The sequence below is a fragment of the Pantoea sp. SORGH_AS_0659 genome (assembly GCF_031453915.1).
Classification (GTDB): Bacteria; Pseudomonadota; Gammaproteobacteria; order Enterobacterales; family Enterobacteriaceae; genus Pantoea; species Pantoea leporis.
In genome coordinates, this window is sequence record NZ_JAVJAK010000001.1 from 1,339,252 (window position 1) to 1,357,078 (window position 17,827).

Here is a 17,827-nt window from a genome sequence, read left to right on the forward strand (position 1 = left end):
GGAGCGCGTTATGTATCTTGGGATTGATATTGGCACCTCCGAGCTCAAAGCGCTGATCATCAATGCGCAGGGTGAGATCATTGCCTCGAATCACGCCACGCTCAACGTGCAGCGCCCGCATGCGCACTGGGCAGAACAGGATCCCGAGCGCTGGTGGCAAGCGTGCAGTGATGTCCTTGCTGGATTGCGCCAGCAGGACGCGCTGGCCTGGAGCGAGATTCGCGCGATGGGTTTGTCCGGGCAGATGCACGGCGCGGTGCTGCTGGATGCGCAGGGCAAGGTGCTGCGCCCGTGCATTCTGTGGAATGACACGCGCAGCGCGCCGCAATGTGCCGCGCTCAGTGCCCAACATCCGGAAATGATGCAGCTCAGCGGCAATATGATTATGCCGGGCTTCACCGCACCTAAACTGCGTTGGGTGGCAGAACATGAGCCTGAGATTTTCCGTCGCATCGATAAAGTGCTATTGCCGAAAGACTACCTACGCTGGCGTTTAACCGGACAATTTATCAGTGAACCTTCAGACGCGGCAGGCACGTTGTGGCTCGATGTGGCTCAGCGCGACTGGTCCGACGAACTGTTAGCCATCACCGGTCTTACGCGCGCCAATATGCCGGCGCTGGTGGAAGGCAGCGCGGTGAGCGCCCCATTGAAAGCCGATCTGGCAAGTGAATGGGGCTTGTCGGCCGCGGTCTGCGTGGCGGGCGGCGGTGGCGACAATGCCGCATCGGCGGTTGGTGTCGGCGCGGTTAATCCGGGTGATGCTTTTATCTCGCTGGGTACCTCCGGCGTGATTTTTGTCGTCAACGATCGTTTGCTGGCCGATCCGCAATCGGGCGTGCACGCCTTTTGTCACGCCTTGCCCGGACGCTGGCACCAGATGAGTGTGATGCTCAGTGCCGCCAGCTGCCTGCGCTGGCTGTGTAATCTGCTTTCCGTTACCGAAAGCCAACTGATGGAAGAGATGGCACAGCTCAGTGAAGAGCAGCGGCGTCATGCCCCGGTTTTTCTGCCCTATCTTTCCGGTGAACGCACGCCACACAACGATCCTGACGCCTCCGGTTCTTTCTTCAATCTGCGCCACGAAACACCGCGTGCGCTGCTCGGCTACGCAGTAATTGAAGGCGTAGCGTTTGGTCTGGCCGACGGGTTCGCGGTGCTTGGTGATGCGCAGCGCCAGATTCAGCAGTGCAGCCTGACCGGCGGTGGGGCGCGCAGCACGTTGTGGGCGCAGTTGATCGCCGATGTGCTGCAACTGCCGATCGTCACGCATCCCGCCAGCGCGTCCGGCGCTTTGGGGGCAGCGCGTCTGGCGTGGCTGGCTGCGGGTGGTGTGGAGAGCGAAGTTTGCCTCAAACTGCCAGTACAGGCGCGATATCAACCAGATGCTGCGCGCGGCAAGGTGCTGCAGCAGCGATTGCAGCTGTTCCGCACGCTCTATGCACAACAGCAGCAGGCGCGAGTGTTGTTGCCTGAATAATTCCAGACAGAGGATGAATGAGATGCAATCGAATGATTACTGGTTTGGCTTACCGAAAAAGATGTTCTGGGGCTTCCTCGCCATCGCTATTTTTATGGCGGGTGACGGCTTTGAAATGGCATTTCTGTCGCGTCACATCACCGATATGGGCTTCACGCCAGCGCAGTCGGCGGTAGTATTTACTTTCTACGGACTGGCGGCAGCGCTAGCGGCGTGGGCATCGGGCGTGGTAGCGGAACTGATTACGCCCCAGCGTGCCATGATGATTGGCTTCGTGCTGTGGATTGTCATGCACACGCTGTTTATGTCGTTGGGTCTTGGCATGCGCAACTATCCGCTGATGGTGCTGTTCTACGGCATTCGCGGCCTGGCGTATCCGCTATTCATTTACTCATTCATGATGATGCTGGTGCAGGTGCTGCCGCGTGAAAAACTGGCGGCCGCCACCGGTTGGTTCTGGGCAATGTATTCCGTCGGTATCGGTGTGGTCGGCAGCTATTTACCGAGTCTGACCATCCCGATGCTCGGCGAAACCGGTACGCTGTGGCTGGCGATTATTTGGGTTGCCTGTGGTGGCGTGCTGGCCTATTTCAGCTTGCGCCATGTGCCGGTTGATCGTTCGCGCGTCAATTTGCCGATGCGCGATAAAATGACCGAAATGTCGCGGGCGGTAACTATTCTGTTTACCAACCAGCACGTGTTTTATGCCTGCCTGATTCGCATCATTAATACGCTGTCACTGTTTGGTTTCGCCATTATCATGCCGCTGCTGTTCGTTGATCGTCTTGGTTTTACCATTTCCGAATGGCTGCAAATCTGGGCGGTGTTCTTTTTCGTTACCATTTTTACCAACATCTTCTGGGGCATTACCGGCGAGAAGCTGGGTTGGATCCGTCAGGTGCGCTGGTTTGGCTGTCTCGGTATGGCCATCTCCAGTCTGGCGTTTTACTACCTGCCGCTGTATGCCGGACATAACTTCTGGGTGGCGCTGATTCCGGCGGTGATGTTAGGAATTTTTGTCGCCGCCTTCGTGCCGATGACCGCAGTGTTTCCGACACTGGAGCCGCATCACAAAGGCGCCGCCGTGTCGATTTATAACCTGTCGGCCGGACTGAGTAATTTTGTCGCGCCCGCGATTGCGTCGGTGTTGCTGCCGTTTTTCGATATCGTCGGCGTGGTGTGGGCGTATACCGCGCTGTACGTGTTTGCTGGCGTGCTGACCTTTATCATCCGCGTGCCGCAGCCGGGACATACGCATGAACCGGCGGCAGTGAAATCACGCGTGGCGCAGCAAAGGAGTTAATCTGTGATAGGCGGGCGCCATTAATGGCGCCCCTACACGACATCCCGCAACGCTTCCTCCAAATCGTACCAGCGAAAACCAAAGCCTGACTCTTCCAGACGCTTCGGTAACACATGTTGGCCGCCGAGCACCAGTACCGCTGATTCCCCCATCATCAGCTTGATGGCGCTGGCGGGCGTGCGCATAAAGGCTGGGCGATGCATCACATGGCCGAGCGTGGCGGCGAACTGCTCATTGCGCACCGCATAGGGCGCAACCATGTTGAACGGGCCGCGCAGTTCAGAGTGATCGATTAACCACAGCAGCGCGTTAACCAAATCGTCGATGTGAATCCACGGTAAATACTGTTTGCCGCTACCAATCGGACCGCCTACGCCAAGCTTAAACGGCAGTTTCATCTTCGATAACGCGCCGCCTTCTTTCGCCAGCACCACGCCGGTGCGCAGCAAACAGACGCGCGTGCGATCGCTCTGTGCAGTTAACGCCAATTGTTCCCAACGTGCGCACAGCGTATGGGTAAATTCATCCTGGCCCGGATCCTCTTCGGTCAGCACCAGGTCGCCGGTATCGCCATAAAAGCCGGTAGCCGAGCCGGAAATCAAAAATTGCGGAGGATTGCTGCTGGCGTGAATCAGCGAGACCAGCTGCTCGGTGATCTGCCAGCGACTTTCGCACAGCCGCTGCTTCTGCTGTTCGGTCCAGCGTTTATCGGCGATCGGTTCGCCCGCAAGATTAATCACACCATCAATACCGTTTAAATCGGTTTGCTGATTGATGCCGGACCACAGCGCTACGCTGGCGTCGAGTTTCTCGCGTGCGGCGGCGACATCGCGCGTGACGACGCTCACCTGATGGCCAAGCTGCAACAGACGCGGAATCAGATGGCGGCCAATCAGGCCGGTGCCGCCGGTGATCAGTAAATGCATGTTGAGCCTCCTTGTCATTTTTTATCTGCTCAGATTGAGCATAGAAGAGAAGCGTGCGCGTGGCGTGACTCGGCTTACGCTTATGAAGAAAAAGGAAAAGTCAGCGCTGGTCTTAGCCGCTAAAGATCCGACCAGCGCACCATTGCCTTAATAAATAAAAATCGGTAAACATGATGCACACCTGACGCTTTTCTGAGGCAGCCAATGAATTATCCAACCATTACTTTGTGGTCAGATTCTTGCTTTTTCAGCCCTTACGCCATGTCGGTTTATGTTGCGCTCACCGAGAAGGGCATTCCCTTCACCCTCAAGCGCGTCGATTTATCGCGGAATGCGCAGTGGGATGAGGAATACCGCGCGCTGTCGCTGACCTGCCGCGTGCCGACGCTGCAAATCGATGATGTGCTGCTGACGGAATCTTCAGCGATTGCTGAGTATCTGGAAGAGCGTTTTCCGGCGCCAGAGTTCGAGCGGCTCTATCCGCGCGATCGTGAGAAACGGGCGCATGCGCGCGAAGTGCAGGCATGGCTGCGCAGCGACTTAATGGCGCTACGCTCGGAGCGTCCAACCGAAGTGCTGTTCGCCGGCGAACGCTTTGCGCCGCTTACGCCGGCGGGTGAGCAAGCTGCCAACAAACTCATTGCTGCGGTGCAGCGCCTTTTGCCTGATGGACAGCAAAATCTGTTTGGCGAATGGTCGATTGCGGATACCGATTTAGCCGTGATGATTAATCGCCTGGCGCTGCACGGCGATGCGCTGCCGGTGAAGCTACAACACTATGCTGAGTTCCAGTGGCAGCGTGCTTCGGTGCAACTCTGGTTAGCGGAATCGGGTAAAACACGCTGAGCACGATGCGCCTTGCGATGGCGAAAAGAACGCTTTACCTTACCGCTCATTCTAATAAAGCATGGCAAACAGGCGCGTGCTGGGCACGCCGAAAACAGAAAAGGGTTACGGATGGTGGATCAAACGGCAGGTGACGGTATCGAGTGGGTTGATATCGTTAACGAAGAGAACGAAGTCATTGCGCAGGCCAGCCGTGCGCAGATGCGTGCGCAGTGTCTGCGTCATCGCGCTACTTATATTGTGGTGCACGATGGCATGGGCAAAATTCTGGTGCAGCGTCGTACTGAAATCAAAGACTTCATGCCGGGTATGCTGGACGCCACTGCCGGTGGCGTGGTGCAGAGTGGGGAAGACCTGCTGGAATCGGCGCGTCGTGAAGCGGAAGAGGAATTGGGTATCGCGGCCGTTCCATTCGCCGAACACGGCCAGTTCTATTTTGAAGATCAGCATTGCCGCGTATGGGGCGGGCTGTTCAGCTGCGTTTCCCATGGCCCGTTTGCCATGCAGGAAGAGGAAGTGGATGAGATCTTCTGGATGACGCCGGAAGAGATCACCGCGCGCTGTGACGAGTTCACCGATGATTCGCTTAAGGCGCTGTCGCTGTGGCTGAGCCGAAACAGTGATGCTGCACGTCGTAAACAGAGCAGCGAAGCGTAATCCTGCCGTAAGGTCGCCATTTTTGGCGACCTTATACACACCATTGTTAATGCTCCCGCAGAATCCCCGCCAACAGTGCTAACGCATCCTCGAACTGCGCATCGGGAATAGTCAGCGGATAGAGGAAGCGGATCACGTTGCCGTACACGCCACAGGTTAGCAGAATCAAACCTTTTTCCAGCGCCTGCTGCTGAATAGCTTTGGCAATCTCCGCCGACGGCTTGCCCGCCGCATCATTGAATTCCGCCGCCATCATTGAGCCATAACCACGAATCTCCGCCAGCGCTTTACAATCTGCTTGCTGCAACGTCTGTTTTAATCGGCTGCCAAGCTGGTTGGCGCGGCTGCACAGCGCCTCTTCTTCGATAATGTCTAACACCGCCAGCGCCGCCGCAATCGCCGGTGGACTGCCAGCATAGGTTCCGCCCAGGCCGCCGGGTTCTGGCGCATCCATGACTTCTGCGCGTCCCGATACCGCCGAGAGCGGGAAACCGCCGGCCAGACTTTTCGCCATGGTGATGATATCGGGCTGCACGGCGTAATAGTCGCTGGCGAACAGCTTGCCGGTGCGCGCAAAACCGCTCTGGATCTCATCGGCGATCAGCAATATGCCGTGGCGATCGCACAACTCCCGCAGCGCAACGACAAACTCTGGCGGCGCATCGTAGAAACCGCCTTCGCCCTGAACCGGTTCAAAGATAATGGCTGCCACCTGCTGCGGGCTGATATCGCTGCGGAAAATCGCTTCCAGGCTGTCGAGCGCATCGCTCACGCTGACCTTGTGCAGCGCGTTGGGATAGCGCGCGTGAAACACCGGGCTGGCGAAGGGGCCGAAGCCGGTTTTATACGGCACCACTTTCCCGGTCAGCGACATTGTCATATTGGTGCGGCCATGAAACGCGCCGGTGAAGGCGATGATGCCGGGCCGACCGGTGGCCGCACGCGCGATTTTGACCGCGTTTTCGACCGCTTCAGCACCGGTTGAGAAAAAGGTGGTTTTCACCGGCCCGCTAATCGGCACCAGCGCATTTAGTCGCTCAGCGAGATGAATGTAGTTCTCATAAGGGATGATTTGAAATGCGGTGTGGGTAAAGCATTCTAGCTGCTGTTGCACCGCAGCCATCACTTTCGGGTGACGATGCCCGGTGTTAAGCACTGCGATGCCTGCGGAAAAATCGGTGTATTCGCGGCCATGCTGATCCCAAACCGTGGCATTCTCGGCTTTCACCGCATAGAAATCACACATCACACCTACGCCGCGCGGCGTGGCTTGTAAACGACGGCGGTGCACATCACTGTTGCTCATTATTCACCTCGCAATTAGCGGCAGACTTCAATCAGTGTTAGCGCAGCGTGAGGTTTATGCCAGTGAAGTACGGGGCAAAAAAAAAGCACGCACCGAAGTGCATGCTTTTTTGGTGGGCGGGAAAGGGGATTAGCCTTCGGCCTGCTGCGATTGAATCGCCGTCAATGCGATGGTGTAGACGATATCATCCACCAGTGCGCCGCGCGACAGGTCGTTCACCGGCTTACGCATGCCTTGCAGCATCGGTCCGATGGAGATCAGATCGGCAGAACGCTGTACCGCTTTGTAAGTGGTGTTACCGGTGTTCAGATCCGGGAAGATGAACACGGTAGCGCGGCCGGCAACCGCAGAGTTTGGCGCTTTGGATTTGGCGACGTCTTCCATAATCGCGGCGTCGTACTGCAGCGGACCATCGATCACCAGATCCGGGCGTTTTTCCTGCGCGATGCGCGTGGCTTCACGCACTTTCTCTACGTCGCTACCGGCACCGGAGTTACCGGTTGAGTAGGAGATCATCGCGACGCGTGGATCGATACCAAAGGCTTTGGCTGAATCGGCAGACTGAATCGCGATCTCTGCCAGCTGTTCTGGATTGGGATCCGGGTTGATGGCGCAGTCGCCATACACCAGAACCTGCTCCGGCAGCAGCATGAAGAACACTGACGACACCAGCGAGCTGTTTGGCGCGGTTTTGATCAGCTGCAGCGGTGGACGAATGGTATTCGCAGTGGTGTGAACCGCGCCGGAGACCAGACCGTCAACTTCGCCGCTCTCCAGCATCATGGTGCCGAGCACCACGTTGTCTTCCAGCTGCTCCTGCGCCACCACTTCGGTCATGCCTTTGCTCTTACGCAGCTCAACCAAACGTGGCACGTAGTTTTCACGTACTACTTCTGGATCCACGATCACGATGCCTGTGCCGAGTTCAACACCCTGCGCCGCCGCAACACGCTGAATCTCTTCCGGATTGCCGAGCAGCACACAGGTAGCGATGCCGCGTTCGGCGCAAATTGCTGCCGCTTTGACGGTACGCGGCTCGTCGCCTTCTGGCAGCACGATGCGTTTGCCGGCTTTGCGCGCCAGCTCGGTGAGCTGGTAGCGGAATGCCGGTGGAGACAGGCGACGGCTGCGCTCGGACGTGGCGGTCAGCGATTCCACCCAATCTTCATTGATGAAGCTAGCTACGTACTCCTGCACTTTCTCGATGCGCTGCGTATCGTCAGTCGGGACTTCGAGGTTAAAGCTTTGCAGGCTAAGCGACGTCTGCCAGGTGTTGGTTTTCACCATAAACACCGGCAGGCCGGTCTGGAACGCGCGTTCGCACAGGCGTGCGATGGGCGCTTCAATCTGATAGCCACCGGTCAACAGCACTGCACCGATTTCTACGCCGTTCATCGCGGCCAAACAGGCGGCAACCAGCACATCAGGACGATCGGCGGAGGTTACCAGCAGTGAACCCGGACGGAAGTGCTCCAGCATGTGTGGAATGCTACGCGCACAGAAGGTGACAGATTTCACACGGCGCGTCTGGATTTCACCTTCGTTGATGATATCGGCGTTCAGGTGACGGCACATATCGATGGCGCGAGTGGCGATCAGATCAAAGCTCCACGGTACACAACCCAGCACCGGCAGCGGACTGTTGGCAAACAGCTGCTTTGGATCGATGTTGGCGATGCTGGCTTTAGAGGAGTCATCAAAAATTTCTGACAGATCCGGGCGCGTACGACCTTGCTCATCCACCGGCGCATTCAGTTTGTTGATGATCACGCCAGTGATGTTTTTGTTTTTGCTGCCGCCAAAGCTGCTTTGCGTCAGTTCGATACGCTCTTTAAGCTGCGCCGGAGAATCGTTGCCAAGCGCCATCACGAAGACGATTTCGGCGTTCAGGGTTTTAGCGATCTCATAGTTCAGAGCAGATGCGAACTGATGTTTACGCGTGGGGACCAAACCTTCAACCAGCACCACTTCCGCGTCTTTAGCGTTTGCGTGATAGTTGGCAATGATCTCTTCCATCAACACGTCTTGCTGGTTAGATCCAAGCAGCGACTCAACGCGTGACATCTGCAGCGGTTCTGCGGCAGGAATTGCGGAGCTTTTACGGATAATGCTGGTGGTTTGGTCTGGCGCATCGCCACCCGCACGTGGCTGGGCAATTGGCTTGAATACGCTCAGGCGCACGCCTTTGCGCTCCATGGCACGGATCACGCCGAGGCTGACGCTGGTCAGACCGACGCTGGTGCCGGTAGGAATGAGCATAATTGTACGTGACACGATAGAAACCTCTCAGGTGTTGCAGACTGTCTAAAACAACTCCGTCAGCCTAAGCTGACGGAGAGAAGTGTTTTTAAGCGGTGAGACGCGCGGCGTCTTGAGCAATCACCAACTCTTCGTTGGTTGGGATCACCACGGCTGGGCGCGTGCCTTCTTTGTTGATGAAACCCGATTTGCCGAAGCGTGCTGCCAGGTTGCGCTCGTGATCGACTTCGAAGCCGAGCAGACCCAGTTTCTGCAGCGCCAGCTCGCGCACCATCGCCGCGTTTTCACCGATACCACCGGTGAAGACCACGGCGTCCAGACGGCCTTCCATCAGCGCAGTGTAGCTGCCGATGTATTTCGCCAGGCGGTGGCAGAACACATCCATCGCACGCTTAGCATCTTCTTTGGTGCTGTAGTTGTCTTCCACATAGCGGCAGTCGCTGGTGACTTCGGTCAGACCTAACAGGCCAGACTCTTTGGTCAGCAACTTATTGATGGCATCAACGCTCATGCCCAGGGCATCATGCAGGAAGAAGATAATCGCAGGATCGATGTCGCCACTGCGCGTGCCCATCACCAAACCTTCCAATGGCGTCAGGCCCATGGAAGTATCAACACACTGACCATTGCGAATAGCAGAAACGGAACCGCCATTACCCAAGTGGCAGGTGATGACGTTCAGTTCGCTAACGGGTTTGTTCAGCATTTTCGCGGCTTCCTGCGTCACATAGTAGTGGCTGGTGCCGTGTGCGCCGTAGCGACGAACGCCGTGCTCTTTATACAATTTGTACGGCAGAGCATAGAGATAGGACTCTTCCGGCATTGTCTGATGGAATGCGGTGTCAAAAACCGCGACATTTTTATCAGAAAGATGTGGGAAGTTTTTCAGCGCTTCATCTATACCGATCAGATGCGCAGGATTGTGCAGCGGCGCAAAAGAAGAGGCGTCTTTGATGCCCTGAATAACAGATTCGTCGATGATGACTGATTTGGTCAGCTGCTCGCCGCCGTGAACAATACGATGGCCGATTGCAGCGATTTGTGCCGAAAGCTCTGGTTTTTGTGCCAGAATAGTTTTGACCATGAAATTCAGTGCTTCGCTGTGTGCCGCACCCGCGCCAAGCTGAGCTTCTTGTTTGCTGCCGTCCAGTTTCCACTTAATACGTGCTTCCGGTAAATGGAAACATTCAGCCAAACCGGAGAGGTATTCGTCGCCGGTAACAGGGTTAAGGATGGCAAACTTAAGTGAAGAACTGCCGCAGTTCAGAACCAGAACTAACTTCGTCGACATGGAAGTACCTATTTTTGTTAAATAGTGGCTAAAAAAAACGCAATCAGACTAACAGCGTAGCCCATGAAAGCTGGTAGGTTAATGATAAACATCATGTGCTAGTCAAAAATTCAGTGACATGCAAAAAATTTTGGTGATTTTACGCTTATTTTTGATAAGCACTTAGCGAAACATGGCTCTGGCCGCTCTTTTATTGAGCTAAAGCTTCCGGTAATGTTACTCAAACGGCGTCAGAATACTCACTGTCACCCGCAAAGACAAAAACTTTTGAAGGATGTCACGTAAAGTTGTGTAGTTATCGGTTTATTTTAAATATTGCAGATTTAGTTGAGGTCTATCATGGCGAATGAGACAGACAAACCCGGCTGGTTCGGCTTGTTCCAGCGCGGACAGCGATACATGAAGACCTGGCCTGCAGACAAGCGCCTGGCGCCGGTATTTCCTGAAAATCGCGTGGTGAATGCAACGCGTTTTGCCATTCGCTTTATGCCGCCGCTGGCGATTTTCACCTTGACATGGCAAATCGCGATGGGGGGACAACTTGGTCCAGCAATTGCCACCGCGCTGTTTGCCTGCAGCCTGCCGATGCAAGGATTATGGTGGTTAGGTAAACGTTCGGTAACGCCGTTGCCGCCGACGCTGCTGCAGTGGTTCCATGAAGTGCGTACCAAACTGCAAGAAGCGGGGCAGGCGATTGCACCCGTTGACGGTAAGCCGACATATCAGTCGCTCGCCGATGTGTTGAAGCGCGCGTTTAAACAGCTTGATCGCACTTTCCTCGACGATCTTTGATCCGCGGACGCTTTTACCTGCCAGAGAATTTGAGCCAAATCCCGGTTCAAATCAAAGAAAAGTGGTGCGGACATACACGCATCACTCTCCTTGTGTAATCATTTCTTCATTGTTTAAATCTTAAGCGGCCGCCTGGCCCGGGAGCAAACCATGGAAATGACCCACGCACAACGATTGATCCTCTCCAATCAATACAAAATGATGGCCATGCTGGAACCCGATAACGCCGAGCGCTATCGTCGTTATCAAACCATTATTGAACGCGGCTATGGCTTGCAGTTACGCGAGCTCGATAAGGAATTCGGCGAGCTAACCGAAGCGACCTGTCGCTTACTGATCGATATTATGGAAATGCATCATGCGCTGCATGTTTCGTGGTCGAACCTCAAAGATGGCAGCGCGATTGATGAGCGTCGCCTGGCGTTTCTCGGCTTTGATGCGGCCACCGAAGCGCGTTATCTCGGCTACGTGCGTTTTATGGTGAACGTTGAAGGGCGCTATACCCATTTTGATTCCGGCACACACGGCTTCAATGCCCAAACGCCGATGTGGGAAAAATACCAACGCATGCTTACGGTGTGGCACACTTGTCCGCGTCAATATCATCTCAGCGCGAATGAGATCGCGCAGATTATCAATGCCTGAATAAGGAGCGACGCGTGAAGTACAGGGGTTTTCTGTTTGATTTAGACGGTACGCTGGTGGATTCACTGCCTGCTGTGATTCGCGCATGGTCATTGTGGGGTGAGCGCCATGGTTTGTCTGCGGAAGAGGTCCTGAGCTATATCCATGGGAAGCCTGCGATCAACTCGCTGCGCCATTTCATGGCGGGACAATCTGAAGAGGCGATTCAGGCGGAATTTCTCTGGCTTGAACGCCTCGAAGCGGAAGACACGCATGGCGTACAGGCGATTCCGGGCGCATTAGCGTTACTGTCAACGTTGAACGAGTTGCAGATCCCATGGGCGATTGTCACATCGGGGTCGATCCCTGTTGCCTATGCGCGCCATAAAGCCGCCAATCTACCCATGCCAGAGGTGTTCATCACTGCGGAGAACATCAAGCACGGTAAGCCGAATCCCGAGCCTTATTTGCTGGGCGCCGAGCGTTTGGGGCTTTCAGCGACGCAATGCGTGGTGGTTGAGGATGCGCCAGCGGGCATCATTTCAGGATTGGATGCGGGCAGTGCGGTGATCGCTATAAATGCGCCAGCCGATGCGCCGCGCATTGATGAAGTCACCTTCCGCGTCGCTTCGCTTGAACCGTTAAATGTCACTAAAGAAGATAGCGGTGAATTTACCCTTTCTATCACCGCATAAAAAAACGGGCCGCTGCGGCCCGTTTTTTTACAGCGGCGTATCCTGTGAGATTTCATCCAGCGATAGGCTAAAGCTGGGAATAAACACCTCAACAAAATAATCCATTTCCGGCGAGCGCCGCTGCGTCAGGGTTTTCTCCAGGCGCGCTTTGGCCAGCAAAAACTCGTTATTACCCGCCGACAACTCTTCCAGACACTTCACATAGGCGCAAAGTGCATCCGCTTGCTTAACCACGGATTGTTCACTTTCGCTATGCATGTGTTCATCTATCAGCGGCCGATAAGCGTCCTGCAGTTCGGGCGGCAGCATATCGATGAGTTTCTGCTGGGCAATTTTCTCGATCTTTTTATATTCGTGCGCAATTTGCGCGTTGTAGTACTTCACCGGCGTCGGTAAATCCCCGGTCAGTACTTCGCTGGCATCGTGATACAGCGCTAGCATGGCAATGCGCTCGGCGTTGAGGTTGCCGTTAAACTTTTTGTTTTTGATGATGGCGAGCGCGTGAGCAACCATCGCCACCTGCAGACTATGCTCGGAAACGTTTTCAGTGCGCACATTGCGCATTAATGGCCAGCGGTTAATCAGTTTGAGACGGGAGAGGTGGGCGAAAAAATGGCTACGAGTCATGGAAGGTTCCTGTTCGCACGGCGGGGAAGATATCTTTTCCCCGAAATGCGAACAGTATACGCGTCACAATTTACTGGCGATACCCTTGTAAGAAACGACCAAACTTGCTGACGGCCATTTCCAAATCGTCCACGCGCGGCAGCGTAACGATGCGTACGTGATCCGGCCACGGCCAGTTGAACGCGGTGCCCTGAACCAGCAGCACTTTTTCCTGCAACAGGAAATCCAGCACCATCTTCTGATCGTCGAAGATGTTGAATTTCTTCGCGTCAATACGCGGGAACATATAGAGCGCACCTTGCGGCTTCACACAGCTGACGCCGGGAATATCATTAATCAATTCCCACGCACGCTGGCGCTGTTCATACAAACGTCCGCCGGGCGCGATAAATTCACTAATGCTTTGATATCCACCCAATGCGGTCTGAATCGCGTGTTGTGCAGGAACGTTGGCACACAGGCGCATCGACGCCAGCATCTCCAGCCCTTCAATGTATCCTTTGGCGTGTTTCTTCGGACCATTCAAAACCATCCAGCCCTGACGGAAACCCGCCACGCGATAGGTTTTGGACAAGCCGTTAAAGGTCACCGTCAGCAGATCGGGGGCCAGCGCAGCAATCGAATGATGTTGTGCTTCGTCGTAGAGAATCTTGTCGTAGATTTCATCGGCGAAAATAATCAGATTGTGCTGGCGCGCAATTTCAACAATTTCAAGCAACAACTCTTTGCTGTAAACCGCGCCGGTCGGGTTATTCGGGTTAATGATGACAATGCCACGCGTGCGCGGGGTGATCTTGCTGCGAATATCATCCAGGTCAGGGAACCAACCTGCTGATTCATCACACAAATAATGCACCGCTTTACCGCTCGACAATGAAACGGCAGCGGTCCACAGCGGATAATCCGGCGCAGGCACCAGCATTTCATCACCGCTGTTGAGCAATGCCTGCATCGCTTGCACAATCAGTTCGGATACGCCGTTACCTATATAGATGTCTTCGACAGTGACATCGCGCATGTCACGCGCCTGGTAATGCTGCATGATCGCTTTACGCGCCGAATACAGCCCCTTTGAATCGCAATAACCCTGCGAGCTCGGCAGATTGCGAATGACATCGACCAGAATTTCATCAGGTGCTTCGAAACCAAACGGGGCAGGGTTGCCGATGTTCAGCTTGAGAACTTTGTTGCCTTCTTCTTCGAGACGTTTAGCTTCTTTCAGTACCGGGCCACGGATGTCATAACAGACATTTTCCAGCTTGCCGGATTTATCAATTTGAAAATTCATTGTTACCGCCTTTATGGGCAGAGTCCTTTAACCTGCCACCAAAAATCAAACTCGCCCAATTTACTCTTCTCACCTTAACAAAAGAAGGGCAGCGCTTGGTTTTGGCGTGTTTGCCATTTTTTCCCCTTTCACGTGGCGTAAAAGTCATTGGAAATCGATTAATCTGGTTCATTAGTCCACAAATGTGAAGAATGTTAATATTAAACGCTGGTAAGGTGTGCCTGACGTGTAAATGCCTTCTTCCATCGACATCCGAGACTATTCAGAAATTTTTCAGTCAAAACTGGCTTAAAAAAACATTAGCGACCAGACGAAATAGTTAAATGAATCTTGTTGGATGGCGAAAAATTGTCTGGTAATGATTAAGCGCTATCTGGTGTCATAAAATAGAGTTCATTCTCATACACTTTTTATCAGCAGGATTAAGCACCATCATTAGCTCCAACGCAGTGTAAAACACGCGTAAAATAGCATTTGTGCTGTATCTTTAACGCAAGTGTTTGAGATTCAGAACCTGGGGGGGTTAAAAAAAGAGCAGCGTTATGGCAGGATGTGTACGAAAAGGCTTTTGGTCAAAAATTGCGATGTTTTGAACAAAAACATTTCCATTTATAGCGTAAAAATGATTAAGTATAATTTATTATTTGATGCACTTTATCGCTTCGCATCTACATAACATGATGTTATTTCTTTTTAACCCGCAGGGACTTTACGCGGGATACATAGACAACTACGCAGCTTCCAGCACCTGTACGACTTACGTTTTCGGCCCAGAAGTTCTGCTGTCTATAATGACGACGCTGCTCTGATCTCAGAGTGGTGCGATCGTCGGCATCCGCCTGACAAAATTTTTTTCATGGCAGCTCCACACAGGGCTGTCATTAAGCACCATTGCCTCTTATCTCTTTGATAAGTCGGGTAATACACCAGGGTAGTAGTTTTAAAAAATCTTATAAGTGAAGAAAAAACATGACTAATGCAAATCGTCCGATACTGAATCTCGACCTCGATCTGCTGCGTACATTTGTTGCCGTTGCCGATCTGAACACTTTTGCAGCAGCCGCTGCCGCCGTGTGCAGAACGCAGTCAGCAGTGAGCCAGCAGATGCAACGTCTGGAACAATTGGTAGGTAAAGAGCTGTTTGCCAGACATGGACGTAATAAATTGCTGACGGAGCATGGCATTCAACTGCTGGGTTACGCCAGGAAAATCCTTCGTTTTAATGACGAAGCTTGCACCTCTTTAATGTACAGCAACATCCAGGGCGTTCTGACCATTGGCGCTTCAGATGATACCTCAGATACCATTCTGCCGTTCCTGCTTAACCGCGTAACGTCGGTCTATCCGAAGCTGGCCATTGATGTGCGTGTTAAGCGCAACCCGTTCATGATGGAAATGCTTAATCAAGGTGAAGTAGATCTGGTTGTGACCACGTCCAGCCCAGGAAACTTTACTCATCAGGTACTGCGTACTTCACCAACATTGTGGTACTGCGCGGCAGATTATATCTTCCAGCGTGGAGAGGCCATTCCTTTGGTTCTGTTGGATGAGCCAAGCCCGTATCGTGATATGGCCATTGATCACCTCAACGAGGCTGGCATTCCGTGGCGCATCTCCTATGTTGCTTCAACGCTGGCTGCCGTCCGTGCAGCGGTTAAAGCCGGTTTGGGTGTGACAGCGCGTCCTGTTGAGATGATGAGTCCAGAACTGCGCGTGATGGGCGCGGCAGAAGGTTTGCCAGTATTGCCTGACACCCAGTATCTGCTGTGCCGTAATCCAGACAGCGATAACGAACTGGCGCTGGCGATCTTCAATGCCATGCAGTCCACCAACGATCCTTATAATCTGAGTGCTAATCCAGACGGTACCTTGTTACTGGATGATGAAGAGTAAGGGTTGCAGTTACTGGTAATTCCTCTCAATTGGAATACCGGTTAATTGTTAAAACTGATAAAAAAAAGCCTTAGCTGGATAATTATCCGCTAAGGCTTTTTTTATGCCTTTTAACACATCCTTTTTAGAGCGATTTCCAGAAAAAGATTTCACTCAACATCTTAAAAATGAAATGTGTTCCATTTTTGCTCCACATGGAATGATTTTATCAATTCGTGCCAACTTTCCCAGGGCAATTGCCCGTCCACTCCGCTGTTTTTTGCAGCATAAAACCCAGTTATGTGCTTTAGATCAAAAAAATACCCCTGATAAGGGGGGGGAATCTCGGGCGAGACCTGTCAAAATATGATTGTTAAATGCACGATCCACGCATGTGAATACCCGCTACACTAAAATTAACCTCACAAACTGAAGCGATTTAGCTGGCGCTCAGAGGGTTGAATGTTAATAATATGATGCAGCTGTAAAATAATGTTTGGATACTTTTGTCAAAGTTGACAAAAGGTTATAGAAAGGAGTAAAAACCCCTATAAAATTGCTGCTTTATTGCTAATGACAGCAAAATTTATAAGGTTTTTTATCCTTCCCTTGAATCGATGTGGTGTGTTTGCTGCAACAGCGCAGGATGCCATCACCACTTTTGATGAGTAAGCAAAGAGTATGTCGACAACTACAGAAGTGATCGCTCATCACTGGGCATTTATTGTTTTTATCGTTATCGCATTCGGCCTGTGTGCCTTTATGTTGACCGGGGGCTGGTTGTTAGGTGGTCGTGCGCGTGCGCGACACAAGGACACCCCGTTCGAATCGGGTATTGAGTCGGTCGGTGACACTCATATTCGCCTCTCTGCAAAATTCTATCTGGTTGCGATGTTCTTCGTCATATTCGACGTCGAAGCCCTCTATTTATACGCATGGTCGACTTCCATCCGCGAAAGCGGTTGGGTCGGCTTTGTCGAAGCCGCAATTTTCATTTTGGTGCTCTTGGCAGGCCTGGTTTATCTGGTGCGCATCGGTGCGCTGGATTGGGCTCCTGCGCGTCGTCGCGTAGTGGTCAAATCTGTCCCGGTCAGTCACAGCCACACCAACCCTCATAAGCAGTAAAAGCGAGGCAATAAGATGGACTACACGCTGACACGCGTAGACCCGAACGGGGGCGGCGATAACGATCGTTATCCTCTACAGAAACAGGAAACGGTTACCGATCCGCTGGAGCAACACGTTCACCGTAGCGTCTACATGGGCAAGCTCGAGCACGCCCTGCATGACATGGTGAACTGGGGTCGTAAAAACTCACTCTGGCCGTATAACTTCGGCCTTTCCTGTTGCTACGTGGAAATGACCACATCCTTCACCGCAGTGCATGACGTGGCACGTTTTGGCGCCGAAGTTATGCGCGCCTCGCCACGTCAGGCTGACTTCATGGTGATCGCCGGTACGCCATTTACCAAAATGGCGCCGGTTATTCAGCGTTTATATGACCAAATGCTAGAGCCGAAATGGGTGATTTCCATGGGCGCATGCGCTAACTCGGGTGGCATGTATGACATCTACTCGGTGGTGCAGGGGGTGGATAAATTCCTGCCGGTTGACGTGTACATTCCTGGCTGCCCGCCGCGTCCAGAAGCGTATATGCAGGCATTGCTGCTGCTGCGCGAGTCTATTGGCAAAGAGCGTCGTCCACTGTCTTGGGTGGTCGGTGATCAGGGTGTTTATCGCGCCAATATGCAGCCAGAGCGTGAAAGAAAGCGTGGCGAGCGTATTGCCGTCACCAACCTGAGATCGCCAGACGAAGTTTAAGCTTCCCGTACACGGATGGAGCCACGGCCACAGCAAAACA

The 17,827-nt window shown here is 53.3% G+C and carries 16 protein-coding genes; 10 read left to right on the forward strand and 6 right to left on the reverse strand.

The annotated features are described in order from the left end of the window. Positions 1-10: 10 nt before the first annotated feature. Positions 11-1,480 carry a xylulokinase gene (xylB, locus tag Q3H59_RS06370; RefSeq protein WP_309833835.1) on the forward strand — a complete coding sequence of 490 codons (1,470 nt, stop codon included), beginning with the start codon at positions 11-13 and terminating at the stop codon, positions 1,478-1,480. Positions 1,481-1,502: 22 nt separating this feature from the next. Beyond that, complete coding sequence (locus Q3H59_RS06375; RefSeq protein WP_192233267.1) at positions 1,503-2,783, forward strand: MFS transporter; 1,281 nt, start codon at positions 1,503-1,505, stop codon at positions 2,781-2,783. 32 nt (positions 2,784-2,815) lie between these two features. Here Q3H59_RS06375 and Q3H59_RS06380 read toward each other — a convergent pair whose 3' ends face one another. Further along, a complete protein-coding gene (locus Q3H59_RS06380; RefSeq protein WP_101763646.1) occupies positions 2,816-3,709 on the reverse strand; it encodes a TIGR01777 family oxidoreductase in 894 nt (297 codons plus the stop codon). A gap of 204 nt (positions 3,710-3,913) precedes the next feature. Between Q3H59_RS06380 and yfcF the strand changes: the two genes are divergently transcribed. Beyond that, positions 3,914-4,555 carry a glutathione transferase gene (gene yfcF / locus Q3H59_RS06385; protein ID WP_309833836.1) on the forward strand — a complete coding sequence of 214 codons (642 nt, stop codon included), beginning with the start codon at positions 3,914-3,916 and terminating at the stop codon, positions 4,553-4,555. A 111-nt stretch (positions 4,556-4,666) separates the two neighbouring features. Next, on the forward strand, positions 4,667-5,212 hold the full coding sequence (gene yfcD, locus Q3H59_RS06390) for an NUDIX hydrolase YfcD (RefSeq protein ID WP_007889295.1): 546 nt from the start codon (positions 4,667-4,669) through the stop codon (positions 5,210-5,212). Between the two features lie 46 nt (positions 5,213-5,258). On the opposite strand, the gene Q3H59_RS06395 is transcribed toward yfcD, so the two are convergent. From Q3H59_RS06395 to ackA, 3 genes are all read right to left on the reverse strand, one after another. Beyond that, on the reverse strand, positions 5,259-6,518 hold the full coding sequence (locus Q3H59_RS06395) for a 4-aminobutyrate--2-oxoglutarate transaminase (protein ID WP_309833840.1): 1,260 nt from the start codon (positions 6,516-6,518) through the stop codon (positions 5,259-5,261). Positions 6,519-6,647: 129 nt separating this feature from the next. Then, positions 6,648-8,792 carry a phosphate acetyltransferase gene (gene pta, locus Q3H59_RS06400; RefSeq protein WP_176971183.1) on the reverse strand — a complete coding sequence of 715 codons (2,145 nt, stop codon included), beginning with the start codon at positions 8,790-8,792 and terminating at the stop codon, positions 6,648-6,650. A gap of 73 nt (positions 8,793-8,865) precedes the next feature. Beyond that, a complete protein-coding gene (gene ackA, locus Q3H59_RS06405) occupies positions 8,866-10,068 on the reverse strand; it encodes an acetate kinase (RefSeq protein ID WP_101763649.1) in 1,203 nt (400 codons plus the stop codon). A 339-nt stretch (positions 10,069-10,407) separates the two neighbouring features. Between ackA and yfbV the strand changes: the two genes are divergently transcribed. From yfbV to Q3H59_RS06420, 3 genes are all read left to right on the forward strand, one after another. Continuing rightward, a complete protein-coding gene (gene yfbV / locus Q3H59_RS06410; RefSeq protein ID WP_101763650.1) occupies positions 10,408-10,860 on the forward strand; it encodes a terminus macrodomain insulation protein YfbV in 453 nt (150 codons plus the stop codon). A 150-nt stretch (positions 10,861-11,010) separates the two neighbouring features. Then, positions 11,011-11,505 carry a YfbU family protein gene (locus Q3H59_RS06415; protein WP_008105160.1) on the forward strand — a complete coding sequence of 165 codons (495 nt, stop codon included), beginning with the start codon at positions 11,011-11,013 and terminating at the stop codon, positions 11,503-11,505. 14 nt (positions 11,506-11,519) lie between these two features. Further along, positions 11,520-12,179: a sugar phosphatase gene (locus Q3H59_RS06420; RefSeq protein ID WP_192233271.1), complete on the forward strand. Its 660-nt coding sequence runs from the start codon at positions 11,520-11,522 to the stop codon at positions 12,177-12,179. A 27-nt stretch (positions 12,180-12,206) separates the two neighbouring features. On the opposite strand, the gene yfbR is transcribed toward Q3H59_RS06420, so the two are convergent. Together yfbR and Q3H59_RS06430 are read right to left on the reverse strand one after the other, a co-directional pair. Continuing rightward, a complete protein-coding gene (yfbR, locus tag Q3H59_RS06425; protein WP_110866568.1) occupies positions 12,207-12,806 on the reverse strand; it encodes a 5'-deoxynucleotidase in 600 nt (199 codons plus the stop codon). 70 nt (positions 12,807-12,876) lie between these two features. After that, positions 12,877-14,094, reverse strand: coding sequence for a pyridoxal phosphate-dependent aminotransferase (locus tag Q3H59_RS06430; protein WP_008105154.1), 1,218 nt, complete (start codon positions 14,092-14,094; stop codon positions 12,877-12,879). 969 nt (positions 14,095-15,063) lie between these two features. Here Q3H59_RS06430 and lrhA point away from each other — a divergent pair. The 3 genes from lrhA (at position 15,064) to Q3H59_RS06445 (ending at position 17,787) form a co-directional block, all read left to right on the forward strand. After that, entirely contained in the window at positions 15,064-15,987 is a 924-nt protein-coding gene (gene lrhA / locus Q3H59_RS06435; protein WP_007889314.1) for a transcriptional regulator LrhA, read from the forward strand. Between the two features lie 660 nt (positions 15,988-16,647). Further along, positions 16,648-17,091 (forward strand): NADH-quinone oxidoreductase subunit A, encoded by a 444-nt coding sequence (locus tag Q3H59_RS06440; RefSeq protein ID WP_007889316.1) that lies wholly within the window; start codon positions 16,648-16,650, stop codon positions 17,089-17,091. Between the two features lie 15 nt (positions 17,092-17,106). Further along, positions 17,107-17,787, forward strand: coding sequence for an NADH-quinone oxidoreductase subunit B family protein (locus tag Q3H59_RS06445; RefSeq protein WP_008105151.1), 681 nt, complete (start codon positions 17,107-17,109; stop codon positions 17,785-17,787). The last annotated feature ends 40 nt before the right edge of the window (positions 17,788-17,827 follow it).